The following is a 16814-nucleotide window of genomic DNA, read 5'->3' as shown; positions in this document are numbered from 1 at the left end:
CCGCCCTACGACATTCGGGAGCTGGCTCATGGGTTCGTCCGACAGCGGCACCACGGCCGCCGCGTTCCTCGATGACGGGCGGTTCGACCATGCCTCGGGCCTGCAGAGCGTCGCCGAACGCCACGGGGTCAGCCTCGATGCGGTGCGTCACCTCGTGCGGGCGCTGGAGCGCGGCCACGGGACCATGGCGCAGTTCGACCATCCCGACCTCGGGGGGATGGGCCAGTGGTTCTCGGGCGGCATGGTGATGGTCGGCCGGATGTTCGACAACGGGCTGAAGGCGCAGGTCGATGCCCTCTGCACCGAACTCGCCGCCGCGCTGCCGGCGAGCGGCTTTTCGGAGACGGCCCCGGCGTCGCGGCGCGGTGGCGGCGAATGGTGGCCGGCGGATCTCGGGTTCCCGGCGAGCACCGGCTCGCAGAACGGGATGCGCTACGCCTATTTTCCGGAGAGCCGGCGGCTTGCCGTCGAATCGGGGGCAGGCGTGGCGGTCTACGACACGGGCGAGCACCACATCACGGGGGTCTCGCAAGCGAACGGCAGCCTCGGCTTCACCGGGCAGGCCGGCGCCATCGATCTCGCCCGGCTGCGCCGCATCGAGGCGGAGACAGCTGCCCCGCGGCAGGCGGATCCGGCGGAGGCTCCGACACCGGCACCCGTGCCGGATCAAGCTCCGCCGGGCGACGTGCTCGCCACCATCGAGCGGCTGGCCGAGTTGCACGCCCGGGGCGTGCTCACCGACCGGGAATTCTCCGACAAGAAGGCGGAGCTGCTGGCGCGGCTGTAAGGCTTGTCCCGATTTCGCGCTCTGATATCCGGGATTCCAAAGGGCGTCGCCCTTTGGCGGGTCGCCAGGACAGAGCCCTGGCCGGTCAGGCGATGCCGGCGCGCAACAGGTCGTGGACGTGGACGATGCCCACCGGCCGCCCGTCCGTGACCGCGAAGATCGCGGTGATGAGCCGGCGGTTCATCACTTCCAGCGCCGCCTGGGCGAGCTTGTGCGGCTCCACGGTGACCGGATCGCGGGTCATGATCGTGGAGACCTGCGTGTCGAGGAGCGCCGGGCCCATGTGGCGGCGCAGGTCGCCGTCCGTGACGATGCCGACGAGGCGCCCGGCCCCATCGGTGACGCCGACGCAGCCGTAGCGCCGCGCCGCGATCTCGATCAGCACCTCGGACATCAGCGCGGTCTCGTGGACCAGCGGCATGTCCTGCGGCCCGTGCATCACCTGCTGCACGGTCTTGAGGCGGGCGGCGAGCGTGCCGCCGGGATGGAGCGTGTGGAAGCGCGCCGAGGTGAAGCCGCGCCGCTCCAGCAGCGCCACCGCCAGCGCGTCGCCCAGCGCGAGCTGGACCAGGCTGGAGGAGGTCGGCGCGAGGTCGTGCGGGCAGGATTCGCGGACCCGGGGCAGCTCCAGCAGCACGTCGGCGGCCCGGCCGAGCGTGCTCTCGCCGTTGCGTGTGATGGCGACCAGCGGGATCGAGAAGCGGCGGCTGAAGCCCACGAGGTCCGACAGTTCCGCGGTCTCGCCCGACCACGACAGCGCGATGATCACGTCGTCCCGGGCGATCATCCCGAGGTCGCCGTGGCTTGCCTCGGTGGGGTGGACGAAGAACGCGTGGGTGCCGGTGGAGGCCAGCGTCGCGGCGATCTTGCGCCCGACATGGCCGCTCTTGCCGATGCCGCTGACGATCACCCGGCCCTTGCTCTGCAGGATCGTCTGCACCGCTTCCTCGAAGGCCACGCCGAGCCGGCCTTGGAACGCCGCGCTCGCCTCCTGGAGGGCTGCGATGCCGAGCTGCAGGCTGCGGATCCCGAGATCCCGGGTGGTGGCCAGATGCGGCGCCGGCGCGTCGTAGAGGTCGTCGCGCAGGGCGCTGGAGGCGGGAGCGTTCATCGGTTCCGTTCTGAACCCGGCGGCCGGGCCGGCGATGCGAAGCGTGAACGCCGACGCTAGGCAGCCGTCGTGGTTGAAATGTGACGCCGGGACGACGCAGCGCCGCAGGTCGGCCGCCCGCAACGCGGTTGAAGCCGCGCCCGCCCGGGTCCATGCTGCCGGCACGCCACACAAATCGAGGGCTCCAGCCCCATGTCGATCCGCTTCCCCGACCCCGATCCCGCCATCCTCGCCCGGCGCGAGGCGATTTTGGCCGGCCTCGCGCCCCTGGTGGCGCCGGAGGCTCTGGTGGTGAGCGAGGACGAGCGCCGGGCCTTCGAGACCGACGGGCTGACCGCCTACCGGCAGATGCCGCTGGCCGTGGTGCTGCCCTCCACCACCGCGGAGGTCTCGGCGATCATGGCGTATTGCCACGCCAACGGCGTCCGGGTGGTGCCCCGGGGTGCCGGCACCTCGCTGGCGGGCGGCGCCATCGCGCAGGCCGACGCGATCATCCTCGGCGTCGGCAAGATGACCAAGGTGCTCGACCTCGATTTCGCCAACCGCACCGCCCGGGTGCAGAGCGGCATCACCAACCTGGCGATCTCGGGGGCGGTCAGCCACGAGGGCTTCTTCTACGCCCCCGACCCGTCGAGCCAGCTCGCCTGCACCATCGCGGGCAACATCGCGATGAATTCCGGCGGCGCGCACTGTCTCAAATACGGCGTGACCACCAACAACCTGCTCGGCGTCACCCTGGTGCTCAACGACGGCACCGTGGTGGAGATCGGCGGCCAGCACCTCGATGCCGGCGGCTATGACCTGCTCGGCCTCGTCTGCGGCTCGGAGGGGCAGCTCGGGATCGTCACCGAGGCGACGGTGCGGATCCTGCGCGCTGCCGAGGGCGCGCGGCCGGCGCTGGTCGGCTTCTCGAAGGTCGAGGATGCGGGCGATTGCGTTGCGGCGATCATCGCGGCCGGCATCATCCCGGTGGCGATCGAATACATGGATCGCGAGGCGATCCTGATCACCGAGGACTTCGCCCAGGCCGGCTATCCCCGCGACGCCGAGGCGATGCTGATCATCGAGGTCGAGGGCTCGGATACCGAGTGCGGGGCGATGCTGGCGCGGATCGAGCGCATCGCGGAAGGTTTCCGCCCGACCAGCCTGCGGGTCTCGCGCTCGGAAGCGGAATCGGCCGCGATCTGGAAGGGCCGCAAATCGGCCTTCGGGGCCACCGGCCGGATCTCCGATTACATCTGCATGGACGGCACGATCCCCACCGGCCAGCTCGGGCCGGTGCTGGAGCGGATCGGCGCGATCTGCGCCGGGAAGGGTCTGCGCGTCGCCAACGTGTTCCACGCCGGCGACGGCAACCTGCACCCGCTGATCCTGTTCGACATCAACAAGGCCGGCGAGTTGCAGAAGGCCGAGGAAGCCGGCGACGAGATCCTGAAGCTCTGCGTCGAGGTCGGCGGCTGCCTGACCGGCGAGCACGGCGTCGGCATCGAGAAGCGCGAATTGATGCGCTTCCAGTACGATCAGGTCGATCTCGATCAGCAGATGCGGGTCAAGGCGGTGTTCGATCCGGACTGGATGCTGAACCCCGCCAAGGTCTTCCCGCTGGAGGGACGGCTCGCGGCCTGAACCGGAGCCGACCCTCCTGGCGAGCCCTCAGGCCGCCTCGTTCTTGCGGCGGCCGCGGCCCGCGGCACCCTGGCGCCGGCCCTGCGGGGCGGCGGAAACCGTATCGTCAGCGGCCTCATCGTCCTGATCGGCCTGCTGGCCGCGGCCGGGCTGACCGAGGCCGAGGCTCTTGGCCAGTGCCGAGCGCTGCGCCGAGTAATTCGCCGACGTGGTCGGGTAATCGGCCGGCAGCCCGAAGCGCTCGCGATAGGTCTGCGGGTCCAGGCCGTGCTTGGTGAGGTGGCGCTTCAGCGTCTTGTACGACTTGCCGTCGATGAAGCTGATCAGGCCGTCGGGCCGGATCGACTTGCGGATCTGGGCCGGGGTCGGCCGCTCGACCGTGTCGACGACCGGGGTGACCGATCCGGAGGCGATCGAATTCAACGCGCCGTGGATGCTCGCGATCAGGCTGGGCAATTCGGCCGAGGGCAGCGAGTTGTTGGAAACGTAGGCCGCGACGACGTCCACGGTCCGTTCGATGTAATCCAGTTGGGCTGTCAGCACAGCGTCAGACATTTTCTCTTCCTTGCTTCAAAACCTGGTGGGAACCGCTCTTTTCGCGAGTTAAGACACCGGTCGGAAAAAGCAAGCTCACCCTTATACGGATCTGCGCGCGGACATAAGTCTAAGTGTGCATTAAGAGCCCGTCTCTACAGGGTGCGGTTGCATTGGCGACAACGGGAAGGCACTTCGCAGTCGCTTTATCGCGGTCTGACGCGCGAATGCTGGGCGGATCCTGAAAGCTAGTTTTCGTAGATGGGAGAGACCTTTACGCCCCGAGGCGATCGCAGTCTCGGACGGTCCAGCGTTCGGGTTTAGCGCTCTGCACAGAACATCAGCAGTCTCCGCGCAAGATTTCGTGAAACCCGCGGGCCGCAGCGACATTCGGCCCCGTCGGGCATCCGACTGATTCGCGCGCCGATAACCTCAAGTCCTGCCAACCCGAGGGTCAGGCAAAGGTCTTGCGCGGGTCGAATGCATCGCGCACGGCTTCGCCGGCGAAGACGAGCAAGCTCAGCATCACGGCGATCACCAGGAAGCCCGTGAGCCCGAGCCAGGGTGCCGTGAGGTTGTCCTTGCCCTGGGCAAGGAGTTCGCCCAGCGAGGGCGAACCCGGCGGCAGGCCGAAGCCGAGGAAGTCCAGCGAGGTCAGGGTCGTGATCGAGCCGTTCAGGATGAACGGCAGGAAGGTCAGCGTCGCCACCATGGCGTTCGGCAGCAGGTGGACCGTCATGATCCGAATATTCGACAGGCCGAGCGCCCGGGCGGCGCGGACATACTCGAAGTTCCGGGCGCGCAGGAACTCGGCGCGCACGACGCTGACCAGCGCCACCCAGGAGAACAGCAGCATGATCCCGAGCAGCACGAAGAAGCCCGGCGCGATGAAGGCCGAGATGATGATGATTAGGTAGAGGGTCGGGATCCCGCCCCAGACCTCGATGAAGCGCTGGAAGGCGAGATCGACCCAGCCGCCGAAATAACCCTGCACGGCCCCCGCCACCACGCCGATGGCCGACGAGACCGCGGCCAGGATCAGGCCGAACAGCACCGAGATGCGGAAGCCGTAGATCACCCGCGCCAGCACGTCCCGGGTGGTGTTGTCGGTGCCGAGCCAGTGCTGGGGGATGTCGGCGCAGGTCGTGCCGCCGAGCTTTTCCGCGACCGGCCGGCACTGCGCGTCCGTGAGCATCCAGGTCGGTGGCGACGGCGAGGGGGTCGGCAGATCCTCGTTGATCGTGTCGTAGGAGAAGCGGATCGGCGGCCAGAGCGCCCAGCCGTTCTGCGCGATCTCCTTGCGGATCTCGGAGGAGCGGTAATCGGTCTGCGCGAGGAAGCCGCCGAACTTTTCCTCCGGGTAGTCGACCAGCACCGGCACCAGCCACTCGCCCTTGTAGGACAGGAGGATCGGCCGATCGTTGGCGATGAACTCGGCGAACAGGCTGGCGACGAACAGGATCGTGAAGATCAGGAACGACGCGAAACCGAGGCGGTTGCGGCGAAAATTGTCGAGCCGCCGCCGGTTGATCGGCGACAGGCCACGGCGCCCGGCCGGGGCGAGCGGCGGGGGGGCGCCCTCGTCCGGCCGCAGGACGAGCGGTTGGGCGCCCGGCATCGGAGCGGGCACGGCCATGCCGTCGCCGGGGCGGGCAAGTTCGTTCATGGCTGGAGGCTCCCAAGCCGACGGGGGCTCGGCCACCCCGCGCTATGGATGGCGCGACCGACGCATCTGGGTCGGAGACGTGGATAGGTCTCTCCACGTATCCCCCTCTCCCCTCTGCGGGGGGAGGAAGAGAAGCGGAAGCGCCCAGTCTCGGTTTTCAAGCGCGCCGGGCCCGTGGGCGGAAGGACGGTGCCCGTCCCTCCAACACCCCTCAGCCGTCGAGCCGGGTCGCGGTGCCCTCGATCTCGCTCGGGCGCAGGCCGCCGCTGCGCTCCATCCAGCGGCGCAGCAGGCCGACGTTCCGGCGGTTGGCCTTGAAGGCCGCGTCGAACAGGTCGCCCGCGATCGGCACCGCGCCGATCAGACCGTCGAAGGCCACGTTGAGCCCCATCCGGGCCACCAGCCAGCCCGGCGCTCCAAGGCGCTTGGCCTCGTAGACGATGAAGGACGAGATCACCATGCCGGCCACGTCGCCGATCACCGGCACGAGGCCGATCAGCGCGTCGAACCCGACGCGCCGGTTGATCCCCGGGATCACGAAGGCCGTGTCCATCAGGTGGGCCAGCGTCTCCAGCCGGGCGAGGCTCGCCTCCCGGCCGAGATCCGCCGACAGGAAGGGCGGGCGGGCGCCGAGGCGGTCCTCGCCGCCGGGACGGGTCTCGGTCCGGGCGAAGCAGCCGGTCGGGGGGGCCTGGGTAAAATCCATGGTTGCGGTCCGTGCGGAAGCCATCACTTTCAACGATGTGGCCCCACGGTCGGATCCCCGCAAGGAATGGCCCCGCGTCCATCATGGCCGGCTCCGGGTGAGCCCGCTCATCCGGTCGAGGGCGGTGTCGAGGGTGGCGTCGTCCTTGGCGAAGCAGAGGCGCACGAGGGTCCGCATGGAGGTGTCGGGGTAGAAGGCGCTCACCGGGATCGCCGCCACGCCGTGCCGCGTGACGAGCGCCTCGCAGAACGCGGCATCGTCCCCGAGGCCGAGGCCCGCGATGTCGAGGTTGAGGAACCACGTCGCCTGGGCCGGCAGGACATCGAAGCCGAGCGCCCGCAATCCGCCGGCCAGCCGGTCTCGGGACCGGGCATAACCCGCCCGCATGGCGTCGAACCAATCCGGGGGCTTGGCGAGGCCGTACGCTACCGCCTCCTGGAGGTTCGGCGGCGTGGTGAAGGTGAGGAACTGATGCGCCTTGGCTAGCCCCTGCATCAGCCGGGCATCGGCCATCACGAAGCCGACCTTCCAGCCGGTGAGCGAGAAGATCTTGCCCGCCGAGCCGATCTTCACGGTCCGCTCGCGCATGCCGGGCAGCGCCATGAGCGGCGTATGGCGCGCGCCATCGAAGACCACGTGCTCCCAGACCTCGTCGCACAGCACCGTCACGTCGAAGCGGCGGCAATAGTGGGCCAGAAGCGCGAGATCGTCCTGTCCGAACAGGGTGGCGCTGGGGTTGAGCGGATTGTTCACCAGCACGACCCGGGTGCGGTCGCTGAAGGCCGCCTCCAGGGCAGCCTCGTCGAGGCGGAACGCCGGCGGCGTCAGGGTCACGACCCGCGGCACGCCGCCGGCGCGCCGGACCAGCGGCAGGTAGGCGTCGTACATGGGCGCGAACAGCACGACCTCGTCGCCGGGCTCGACCAGAGCCAGCAACGCACCGGCCAGCGCCTCGGTGGCGCCCGATGTCACCATCACCTCGGTCTCCGGATCGAGGGCGAGACCCTGATGCGCCGCGTAATGCGCCGCGATCGCCTGACGCAGGGCCGGCACGCCCATCATCGGCGGGTACTGGTTCCAGCCGTCGACCAGGGCCCGGGCACCGTGCTGGCGGATGTCGGCGGGCCCGGGATCGTCGGGGAAGCCCTGGCCGAGATTGACCGCGCCGTGGGCCCGGGCGAGCCGCGACATCGTCTCGAACACCGTCGTGGGCAGCGTCGCGAAGACCGGATTCATGCGGCGTGAAACGGGTGGTCGGGCCGGGACGGGCTCAGCATGGCCGGCCTGTAGCATGGCCACCGATCCTTGCGGAATGTGCGCATGCGCACAGACGCATCGCGCCTCCGAAATCTGACGGCTGACGAATGTTGACTTTCATCACTCGTATCGTAGTTTCTCGTCACGGCCGGTGCGGCACACCTGCCGGCAGGGCTTCGCCCCCTCGCTCTGCCATCAGGAAGCCGCCCCGGTCCTCTCGAAGGACCATCGACTTGCGGGTCGGTGGTCCTTTCGACGTTTTGGGGCTAGGCTTTCGACCGGAACTCCGCCGCCCGATCGCGAGCGGCCGATCTCGCGGTCGCCGTGCGAAGCCATGATCGCCAGCGACCGTTCGGAACCGACGATGCGGACGGCCTCACGCTGCCTTCTCCTCGCACTGCTGATCGCGGGTCTTGGCGTGACCCTGCGACGCGCCCTGCCGGTGACCCCTGTGGACGGGGCGCTCCAGGCAGTGCTGCGCGCCTATGCGGCTCCGCAACAGGAACACCAGCAACACGACTGAAACCTCACCGCCCTAGTGACGGCGCATTGGGCGGGCATCGCTTCGACACTGTCCCGGTGGCGAAGATGTCGCCGCAGTCAGGAGCCGTACAGGCCCCAGATAACATCATGGGCTTGGACTCCGCGTCAGGTGTCGTTTCCGCCGCGCCACGACACGAATCGGCAACGATCTCAGACTCAGCCTCCGGGACCGGCGTCGCGGGGGCCGGCACAGGGGTTTGGACACGCGGGGCTAGGGCCTTCCATGGTCGCCAGTGCGGCGGGCCCGGGCTGCCGTCAGACACGAGTCAGACATGAACGAGAGTTCACCGATCCGGACCGACACCGCCCGCGCCTACCAGCCCGGTGAGACGCCCGCGCGCGATGTCGGGCGGCGGCGGTTCCGGCCGATCCGCTGGCTCGTGATCCTGGTGCTGCTCGCCGGCGCCGGGGCGATCGGCCATCGCTGGTACGAGGCCCGGACCACCAAGGGGGCCGAGCCCGCGACGGCGCAGCATACCGGCGGCCATGGCGGCCGGCGCGGCGGGGCCGACATGCCGCAGGCGGTGGGGATCGCCTCGGTGACGACCGGCGACATGCCGGTGATCCTCCAGGGCCTCGGCACGGTGACGCCGCTCGCCACCGTGACGGTGAAGTCGCAGATCAGCGGCTATCTCATGCAGGTGAAGTTCCGCGAGGGCCAGACCGTCAAGGCCGGCGACGAACTCGCGCAGATCGATTCCCGGCCCTACGAGGCGCTGCTCGCCCAGTACCAGGGCCAGCTCGCCCGCGATCAGGCGCTCCTCCAGAACGCGAAGCTCGACCTCCAGCGCTACCAGACGCTGAACCGTCAGGATTCGATCTCGAAGCAGAACGTCGACACCCAGGCCGCCCTGGTGAAGCAGAACGAAGGGACGATCGCGGCCGACCAGGCGCTCGTCGACCAGCAGAAGCTCAACATCGCCTACACGCACATCACGGCGCCGGTGGACGGGCGGGTCGGCCTCCGGCAGGTCGACCAGGGCAACTACATCTCGGCCGCCTCCACGGCGATCGTGGTGGTGACCCAGCTCCACCCGATCTCGGTGATCTTCACCCTGCCGGAGGACGACGTCGCCCGGGTGATGCGGCAGGTGCGGGCCGGGACCAAGCTCACCGTGCGGGCCTACGATCGCGGCGACGCCCACGAGATCGCCACCGGCCGGCTCGACACGGTCGACAACCAGATCGACACGACCACCGGCACGGTGAAGCTGCGCGCCCTGTTCGACAACGCCGACGAGGAGCTGTTTCCGAACCAGTTCGTCAACGCCAAGCTGACGGTCGACACGGTGCGGGAGGCGACACTGGTGCCGAATGCGAGCCTGCTCCAGGGCACGCCCGGCACCTACGTCTACCTGATGGACGGGGACAACAAGGTCACGGTCCGGCCGATCAAGACGGGCGAGACCGACGGGACCAACACGGTGGTGGCCTCGGGACTGAAGCCGGGGGATCGGGTCGTCACGGACGGCACCGACCGGCTCAAGGACGGCGCGCCGGTGCGGATCACCGAGGGCGCCGCGGCTGCCGGCGACGGCAAGGCCGCCGAGGCGAAGCCGGACGGCAAGGGTGACGTGAAGTCCGCTGCGCCGGCCGATGGCACGACGACGGATTCGCAAGGGACAGCGGAGGGCGGTCGTCGGCACCGGCGCCGTCAGGCGCAGTGAGGGCGCGGTTGGCACGCGATAGCCGCTTCATTCCCTCCCCCCTCTGCGGGGGAGGGTGGCCCCTGCGTCAGCAGGGGTCGGGAGACGGGAGCGACGCTTACAAAATGGGCGCAACCTTCATGAAGGCCCGCGTCCTGTTCTGCACCGTCGCTCCCCTCTCCCCCCCTGCTTCGCAGGGTACCCTCCCCCGCAGGGGGGGGAGGGGAGGGTCCCGCCCATGAATCCGTCCCGCCTCTTCATCCTCCGCCCGGTCGCCACCACACTGCTGATGCTGGCGATCCTGATCGTCGGCGGCGTGTCCTACCTGAACCTGCCGGTCTCGGCGCTGCCGGCCGTCGACTATCCGACGATCCAGATCCAGACCTTCTATCCGGGCGCCAGCCCCGAGGTGATGACCTCCTCGGTCACCGCGCCGCTGGAGCGGCAGTTCGGCCAGCTCGCCAACCTCAACCAGATGACCTCGCAATCCTCCGCGGGCGCCTCGGTCATCACCCTGCAGTTCAGCCTGGACCTGTCCCTCGATATCGCCGAGCAGCAGGTCCAGGCGGCGATCAACGCCGCCGGTAATTTGCTCCCTTCGGACCTGCCGGCGCCGCCGATCTACGCCAAGGTCAACCCGGCCGACGCGCCGGTGCTGACCCTGGCGCTCACCTCCAAGACGCTCCCGCTGACCCAGGTGCGCGACCTCGCAGAGTCGCGCTTGGCGCAAAAAATCAGTCAGGTGGCAGGGGTCGGTCTCGTGAGCATCTCGGGCGGCCAGCGCCCGTCCGTCCGGGTGCGGTTCAACGCGCGGGCGCTCGCCGCCTACGGGCTCAACATCGACGACCTGCGCACCACCATCACCAACCTCAACGTCAACACGCCGAAGGGCACGATCGACGGGCCCAAGCAATCCTACGCGATCAACGCCAACGACCAGATCCGAGACCCGAAGGCCTACAATGCGGCGATCATTGCCTATCGCAATGGCGCCCCGGTGATGCTCTCGGAGGTGGCCGACGTGGTCGAGGGACCGGAGAACACCAAGCTCGGCGCCTGGGCCGACGCGACCCCGGCGGTGATCCTCAACATCCAGCGCCAGCCGGGCGCCAACGTCATCGCCACGGTCGACAAGATCAAGGCACTGCTGCCGCAGATGCAGGCGAGCCTGCCGGCCGCCGTGGCGGTGGCGCCGCTCACCGACCGGACCACCACGATCCGCGCCTCCGTGGAGGACGTGCAGTTCGAGCTGGGCCTCGCCATCGCGCTCGTCGTGCTGGTGATCTTCCTGTTCCTGCGCAGCCTGTCGGCGACCCTGATCCCGAGCCTGTCGGTACCCCTGTCGCTGGTCGGCGCCCTTTCGGTGATGGACCTGTACGGCTTCTCCCTCGACAACCTGTCGCTGATGGCGCTGACCATCGCCACCGGCTTCGTGGTCGACGACGCCATCGTGGTGATCGAGAACATCGCCCGCCACGTCGAGGCCGGCGATTCACCGCTCGAGGCGGCGCTCAAGGGCTCCCGCGAGATCGGCTTCACGATCATCTCGCTGACCGTCTCGCTGATCGCCGTGCTGATCCCGCTTCTGTTCATGGGCGACGTGGTCGGGCGGCTGTTTCACGAATTCGCCATCACGCTGGCCGCCACCATCGTGATCTCGGCGGTGGTGTCGCTGACCCTGGTGCCGATGCTCTGCGCCCGGCTCCTGAAGCACGTGCCCGAGGCGCAGGTCCGCCGTCGCGAGGGTGCGATCTCCCGGCTGGGCCGGCGCGCCATCGACGGCACGATCGAGGCCTACGGCCGGGCGCTGCGGGTGGTGCTGAACCACCAGGGCCTGACCCTGCTGGTGGCGGTGGGGACGCTGGGGCTGACCGTCTACCTGTTCGCGGTGATCCCGAAGGGCTTCTTCCCGGTCCAGGATACCGGCGTGATCCAGGGCATCACCCAGGCCGACCAATCGGTCTCCTACGCCGCCATGGCCGAGCGCCAGCAGCGCATGGCCGAGCTCGTCCTGAAGGACCCGGACGTCGCCAGCCTGTCGTCGTTCATCGGGGTCGACGGCCAGAACGTCACGCTCAATTCCGGCCGGATGCTGATCAACCTGAAGCCCCGGGACGCGCGCACGGCGTCCGCCAGCGCGATCATCCGGCGGATCTCGGCAGCGGCCGCCAACCAGCCCGGCATGCGGCTCTACATGCAGCCGGTCCAGGACCTGACAATCGACACGGCGGTCTCGGCGACCCAGTACCAAGTGATCCTGGAAAGCCCGAACATCGAGGATTTCGAGACCTGGGTGCCCCGCTTCACCGAGGCGCTGGCGCAATCGCCCGTGGTGCGGGACGTGGCCAGCGACCACCAGGGCGAGGGGCTCGCCGCCTACGTGACCATCGACCGGCCCACAGCCGGCCGCTACGGCATCACCCCGGCGACCATCGACAACGCCCTCTACGACGCTTTCGGCCAGCGGATCATCTCGACGATCTTCACCCAGTCCAACCAGTATCGGGTGATCCTGGAGGCCGATCCGAAGCTGCACACGACGCTCCGCAGCCTCGATTCGATCTACCTGCCCTCCTCCACGGCGACCAACGGGCAGGTGCCGCTCTCCGCGGTGGCGCGGATCAGCGAGCGGCGGGCGCCGCTCTTGATCTCGCATCTCGGCCAGTTCCCGGCCACCACCGTGTCGTTCAACCTCGCCCCCGGCGCGGCCCTGGGACAGGCAGTCGAGGCGATCGACGCGGTCAAGGCCGAGATCGGGCTGCCGCCCTCGTTCCGGGTGGTGCCCCAGGGTTCAGTCTTCGCCTTCCAGTCGGCGCTCGGCAACGAGCTGTTCCTCGTGCTGGCGGCGATCGTCACGGTCTACATCGTGCTGGGCGTGCTCTACGAGAGCTTCATCCACCCGATCACGATCCTCTCGACCCTGCCGTCGGCGGGGATCGGGGCGTTGCTCGGCCTGATGCTGTTCGGCTTGTCGCTCGACATCATCGCGGTGATCGGCATCGTGCTGCTGATCGGCATCGTGAAGAAGAACGCGATCATGATGATCGACTTCGCGCTCCAGGCCGAGCGCGAGGACGGGCTCGATCCCCGGGAGGCGATCTTCCAAGCCTGCCTGCTGCGCTTCCGGCCGATCCTGATGACGACCCTGGCGGCTTTGTTCGCTGCAGTGCCGCTGATCCTCGGCACCGGGGTGGGCTCGGAGCTGCGCCAGCCGCTCGGCATCTGCATCGCCGGCGGTTTGATCGTCAGCCAGGTGCTGACGCTGTTCACGACACCGGTGATTTATTTGGCGTTTGACCGGCTGGAGCGGCGGATTTCCGGTCGGCGCGATCCTGATCTGGCAGGCGGCGAGGCGCTGCCGTGAACATCTCCGAGCCGTTCATCCGGCGCCCGGTCGCGACCACGCTGCTGACCATCGGGGTGCTGCTTGCCGGGCTGTTCGCGTTCCTGAAGCTGCCGGTGGCGCCGCTGCCGCAGATCGACTTCCCGGTCATCCTGGTCCAGGCCCAGATGGCCGGCGCTTCCCCCGACACCATGGCCACCACCGTGGCGGCGCCGTTGGAACGGCGGCTCGGCGCCATCGCGGACGTCAACGAGATGACGTCGACCAACACGCTGGGCTCGACCCGGATCGTGCTGCTGTTCGGCCTGAACCGCGACATCGACGGCGCGGCCCGCGACGTCCAGGCGGCCATCAACGCGGCCCGCGCCGACCTGCCGACTGCGCTGCGGCAGAACCCGACCTACCGGAAGTTCAACCCCGCCGACACGCCGATCATCATCCTCGGCATGACCTCGGAGACGCTGACGCGTGGCCAGGTCTACGATTCCGCCGCCACCGTGGTGCAGCAGAAGCTGTCGCAGCTCCCCGGGGTCGGCAACGTCGATATCGGCGGCTCCTCCCTGCCGGCGGTGCGGGTCGAACTCGATCCCACCGCCCTGTTCAACTACGGCATCGGCCTCGAAGGCATCCGGGCGGCTCTGGCCTCGGCCAATGCCAATTCGCCGAAAGGCGAGATCGACGCGGGTGAGCGCCGCTACCAGCTCTACGCCAACGACCAGGGCCGCAAGGCCGCCGATTATCGCGACATCATCGTGGCCTACCGCAACGGGGCTGCCGTGAAGCTCACCGATGTCGGGCAGGTGCTCGACGGCGTCGAGGACAAGCGCAACCTCGGTATCGTCAACGGCAAGTCCGGCGTGCTGCTGTTCGTCTACAAGCAGCCGGGCGCCAACGTGGTCGAGACCATCAACGCCGTGAAGCAGGCGCTGCCGCAGATCACGGCCTCGCTCCCCGGCGGCATCGACATCAAGCTCACCGGCGACCGCAGCGCCACGATCCGCGCCTCGCTCTCGGCCACCGAGGAGACCCTGCTGGTGGCGGTCGGCCTCGTGATCCTGGTGGTGTTCGGCTTCCTGCGCTCCTGGCGGGCGACGCTGATCCCGGCGGTGGCGGTGCCGATCTCGATCATCGGTACCTTCTCGGCGATGTATCTGCTGGGCTACGCGCTCAACATCCTGTCGCTGACCGCGCTGATCCTCGGCACCGGCTTCGTGGTCGACGACGCCATCGTGGTGCTGGAAAACGTCCAGCGGCACATCGAGGAGGGCAAGCCCCGGCTCCAGGCGGCCTTGATCGGCGCCCGGGAGGTCGGCTTCACGGTGATCTCGATGAGCCTGTCGCTCATCGCGGTGTTCCTGCCGATCCTGCTGATGGGCGGCCTCGTCGGCCGCATCTTCCAGGAATTTTCCGTCACCCTGTCGCTGTCGATCCTGATTTCCCTGGTGTTGTCCCTTACGACGACGCCGATGATGTGCGCCCGGCTGCTCCGGGCCGAGGGGCACGGCCCCCACGGCGAATCCCCGGCGGGCCGCCGGCCAAACCTTCTAATCCGGATGCTGGAGGGCGGCTTCTCCCGGCTGCTCGGCGCCTATGCGCGGACGCTGGAGGTGGCGCTCGCCCATCCGCGCCTTGTGCTGCTGACCCTGCTCGCCACGGTGGGGCTCAACGTCTACCTCTACATCATCGTCCCGAAGGGCTTCTTCCCCGAGCAGGATACCGGCCAGATGATGGGCGGCGTCCAGGCCGACCAGCGCATCTCGTTCCAGTCCATGGAACAGAAGCTCAAGCAGGCGGCCGCGATCGTCGGCGCCGACCCGGCGGTGGAGAGCGTCGTCGGCTTCACGGGCGGGCGCGGCACCAACTCGGCCAACGTGTTCATCGGCCTGAAGCCGCTCAACGAGCGGGCGCCGATCTCGGCCGTGATGGCGCGGCTGCGGCCGAAGCTCGCGCAAGTCGCGGGCGCGCGGCTCTACGTCTTCCCCCGGCAGGATTTGCAGATGGGCGGCCGTCAGAGCTTCGCCCAGTATCAGTACACCCTCCAGGGCGACACGCCCGAGGAGCTGTTCGCCGCCGCCCCGAAGCTGGTGGCGGCCCTCCAGAAGGACCCGACCTTCGCGGACGTGACCTCCGACCAACAGGAGGGCGGGCTGGAGAGCCGGGTGGTGATCGACCGCAACACGGCCTTCCGCTACGGCATCACCCCGAACAAGATCGACAACACGCTCTACGACGCCTTCGGCCAGCGCCAGGTCTCGACGATCTACAACCCGCTGAACCAGTACCACGTCGTGATGGAGATCGCCCCGCGCTACCTGGAGACGCCGGAGACGCTGAAGCAGATCTACGTCTCGACCTCCGGCGGCAACGCGGCCGGCTCGGCGACCACCAACGCGGTGGCCGGTACCGTGGCGACGGCGGGCGGCGTCAACACCAATGCGGCGACCGGCACCAGCAGCCCGGGCAGCGGGCCGTCGGCGACCGTCGCGGGGGCGACCACCGGATCCGGCGCGGTCGGCGGCAGTCCCGGCGGCGGCGCGGCTGCGACGGCTGCCGCCTCCGCGAGTACGGCCGACACCGCCTCGAATGCCGCCGCCATCGCGTCTGACTCCGCCCGCAACGCCTCGGCCAACGCCATCGCGGCCTCGAAGGGCGGCGCCTCGTCGAGCGCCCCGGTCTCGGCCGCCAAGGAGACCATGGTCCCGCTCTCGGCCTTCGCGCGGATCGAGCCCGGCAACGCGCCCACGCAGGTGAGCCACCAGGGCCTGTTCGTGGCGACCACGATCTCGTTCAACCTCGCCCCGGGCAAGAGCCTGTCGGACGCCACCGAGGCGATCGACCGGGCCATGGCCAACCTGCACCTGCCGGCCACGATCCACGGGGAGTATGCGGGCGCGGCCAAGAACTATGTCGCCTCGGCCTCGCGCCAGCCGCTGCTGATCCTGGCGGCGATCCTGGCGGTCTACGCGGTGCTGGGAATCCTGTACGAGAGCTTCGTGCATCCGCTCACGATCCTCTCCACCCTCCCCTCGGCCGGCGTCGGCGCGGTGCTGGCCCTGTTGGTGACCGGGACCGACTTCACCATCATCGCGCTGATCGCGGTGTTCCTGCTGATCGGCATCGTGAAGAAGAACGCGATCATGATGATCGACGTGGCGATCGATTCGGAGCGGACCCGGGGCGCGAATCCCGTGGATGCGATCCGGGAGGCCTGTCTCCTGCGCTTCCGGCCCATCATGATGACCACGCTGGCGGCCATGCTCGGCGCCGTGCCGCTGATCCTGGCCAACGGCGAGGGCGCGGAACTGCGCCGGCCGCTTGGCATCGCCATCGTGGGCGGGTTGATCGTGAGCCAGATCCTGACCCTCTACACCACCCCCGTCGTCTATCTCACCCTTGACCGACTCAGGCACAGGGTGCTCGACCGCCGCAGGGGCGCCGGACGGGGCGGAGAAGCGGCCCTGCCGGCCGGAGAATGATGGTTAAGGTTTCACGTGAAACATCGGCGGCCGCGGTCGTGCGCGAGGGTTTGTCCAGCCCGCGCCCTCATCCTGAGGTGACCGAGTCAGCGGGCCTCGAAGGAGGGCTCAAAGAATCG

11 protein-coding genes are annotated in these 16814 nt (G+C 68.9%); 6 read left to right on the top strand and 5 right to left on the bottom strand.

Going from position 1 to position 16814, the window contains the following annotated elements; translation table 11 throughout:
- The first annotated feature begins 28 nt into the window (after nucleotides 1–28).
- Entirely contained in the window at nucleotides 29–787 is a 759-nt protein-coding gene (locus MKK84_RS06120; RefSeq protein ID WP_243917600.1) for an SHOCT domain-containing protein, read from the top strand.
- 85 nt (nucleotides 788–872) lie between these two features.
- Here the strand turns inward: MKK84_RS06120 and MKK84_RS06115 are convergent, their stop codons facing one another.
- Nucleotides 873–1898: an SIS domain-containing protein gene (locus MKK84_RS06115; RefSeq protein ID WP_243917598.1), complete on the bottom strand. Its 1026-nt coding sequence runs from the start codon at nucleotides 1896–1898 to the stop codon at nucleotides 873–875.
- 192 nt (nucleotides 1899–2090) lie between these two features.
- Between MKK84_RS06115 and MKK84_RS06110 the strand changes: the two genes are divergently transcribed.
- On the top strand, nucleotides 2091–3524 hold the full coding sequence (locus MKK84_RS06110) for an FAD-linked oxidase C-terminal domain-containing protein (protein ID WP_243917596.1): 1434 nt from the start codon (nucleotides 2091–2093) through the stop codon (nucleotides 3522–3524).
- Nucleotides 3525–3551: 27 nt separating this feature from the next.
- Here MKK84_RS06110 and MKK84_RS06105 read toward each other — a convergent pair whose 3' ends face one another.
- The 4 genes from MKK84_RS06105 to MKK84_RS06090 all read right to left on the bottom strand — a co-directional run bounded on the left by MKK84_RS06105 (nucleotide 3552) and on the right by MKK84_RS06090 (nucleotide 7666).
- The gene (locus MKK84_RS06105) at nucleotides 3552–4079 is read right to left on the bottom strand and encodes a MucR family transcriptional regulator (protein ID WP_243917595.1); all 528 of its coding nucleotides are present in this window, start codon (nucleotides 4077–4079) and stop codon (nucleotides 3552–3554) included.
- Between the two features lie 433 nt (nucleotides 4080–4512).
- Nucleotides 4513–5724 carry an ABC transporter permease gene (locus MKK84_RS06100; protein ID WP_243917593.1) on the bottom strand — a complete coding sequence of 404 codons (1212 nt, stop codon included), beginning with the start codon at nucleotides 5722–5724 and terminating at the stop codon, nucleotides 4513–4515.
- 211 nt (nucleotides 5725–5935) lie between these two features.
- Nucleotides 5936–6430 carry a DUF4112 domain-containing protein gene (locus tag MKK84_RS06095; protein WP_243917591.1) on the bottom strand — a complete coding sequence of 165 codons (495 nt, stop codon included), beginning with the start codon at nucleotides 6428–6430 and terminating at the stop codon, nucleotides 5936–5938.
- 81 nt (nucleotides 6431–6511) lie between these two features.
- On the bottom strand, nucleotides 6512–7666 hold the full coding sequence (locus MKK84_RS06090) for an aminotransferase (protein WP_243917699.1): 1155 nt from the start codon (nucleotides 7664–7666) through the stop codon (nucleotides 6512–6514).
- A 385-nt stretch (nucleotides 7667–8051) separates the two neighbouring features.
- Here MKK84_RS06090 and MKK84_RS06085 point away from each other — a divergent pair, with 385 nt between their 5' ends.
- The 4 genes from MKK84_RS06085 (at nucleotide 8052) to MKK84_RS06070 (ending at nucleotide 16695) form a co-directional block, all read left to right on the top strand.
- Entirely contained in the window at nucleotides 8052–8210 is a 159-nt protein-coding gene (locus MKK84_RS06085) for a hypothetical protein (RefSeq protein WP_243917583.1), read from the top strand.
- Nucleotides 8211–8502: 292 nt separating this feature from the next.
- On the top strand, nucleotides 8503–9897 hold the full coding sequence (locus MKK84_RS06080; protein WP_243917581.1) for an MdtA/MuxA family multidrug efflux RND transporter periplasmic adaptor subunit: 1395 nt from the start codon (nucleotides 8503–8505) through the stop codon (nucleotides 9895–9897).
- Nucleotides 9898–10114: 217 nt separating this feature from the next.
- The gene (locus MKK84_RS06075) at nucleotides 10115–13240 is read left to right on the top strand and encodes an MdtB/MuxB family multidrug efflux RND transporter permease subunit (protein ID WP_243917579.1); all 3126 of its coding nucleotides are present in this window, start codon (nucleotides 10115–10117) and stop codon (nucleotides 13238–13240) included.
- On the top strand, nucleotides 13237–16695 hold the full coding sequence (locus MKK84_RS06070; protein ID WP_243917577.1) for an efflux RND transporter permease subunit: 3459 nt from the start codon (nucleotides 13237–13239) through the stop codon (nucleotides 16693–16695). The genes MKK84_RS06075 and MKK84_RS06070 overlap by 4 nt, the downstream gene beginning before the upstream one ends.
- Nucleotides 16696–16814 lie beyond the last annotated feature (119 nt).

This window comes from Methylobacterium sp. E-065 (assembly GCF_022829605.1).
Lineage (GTDB): Bacteria > Pseudomonadota > Alphaproteobacteria > Rhizobiales > Beijerinckiaceae > Methylobacterium.
Note: the sequence above shows the minus strand (reverse complement) of the source record. Positions and strands in the feature narration are given on the sequence as shown.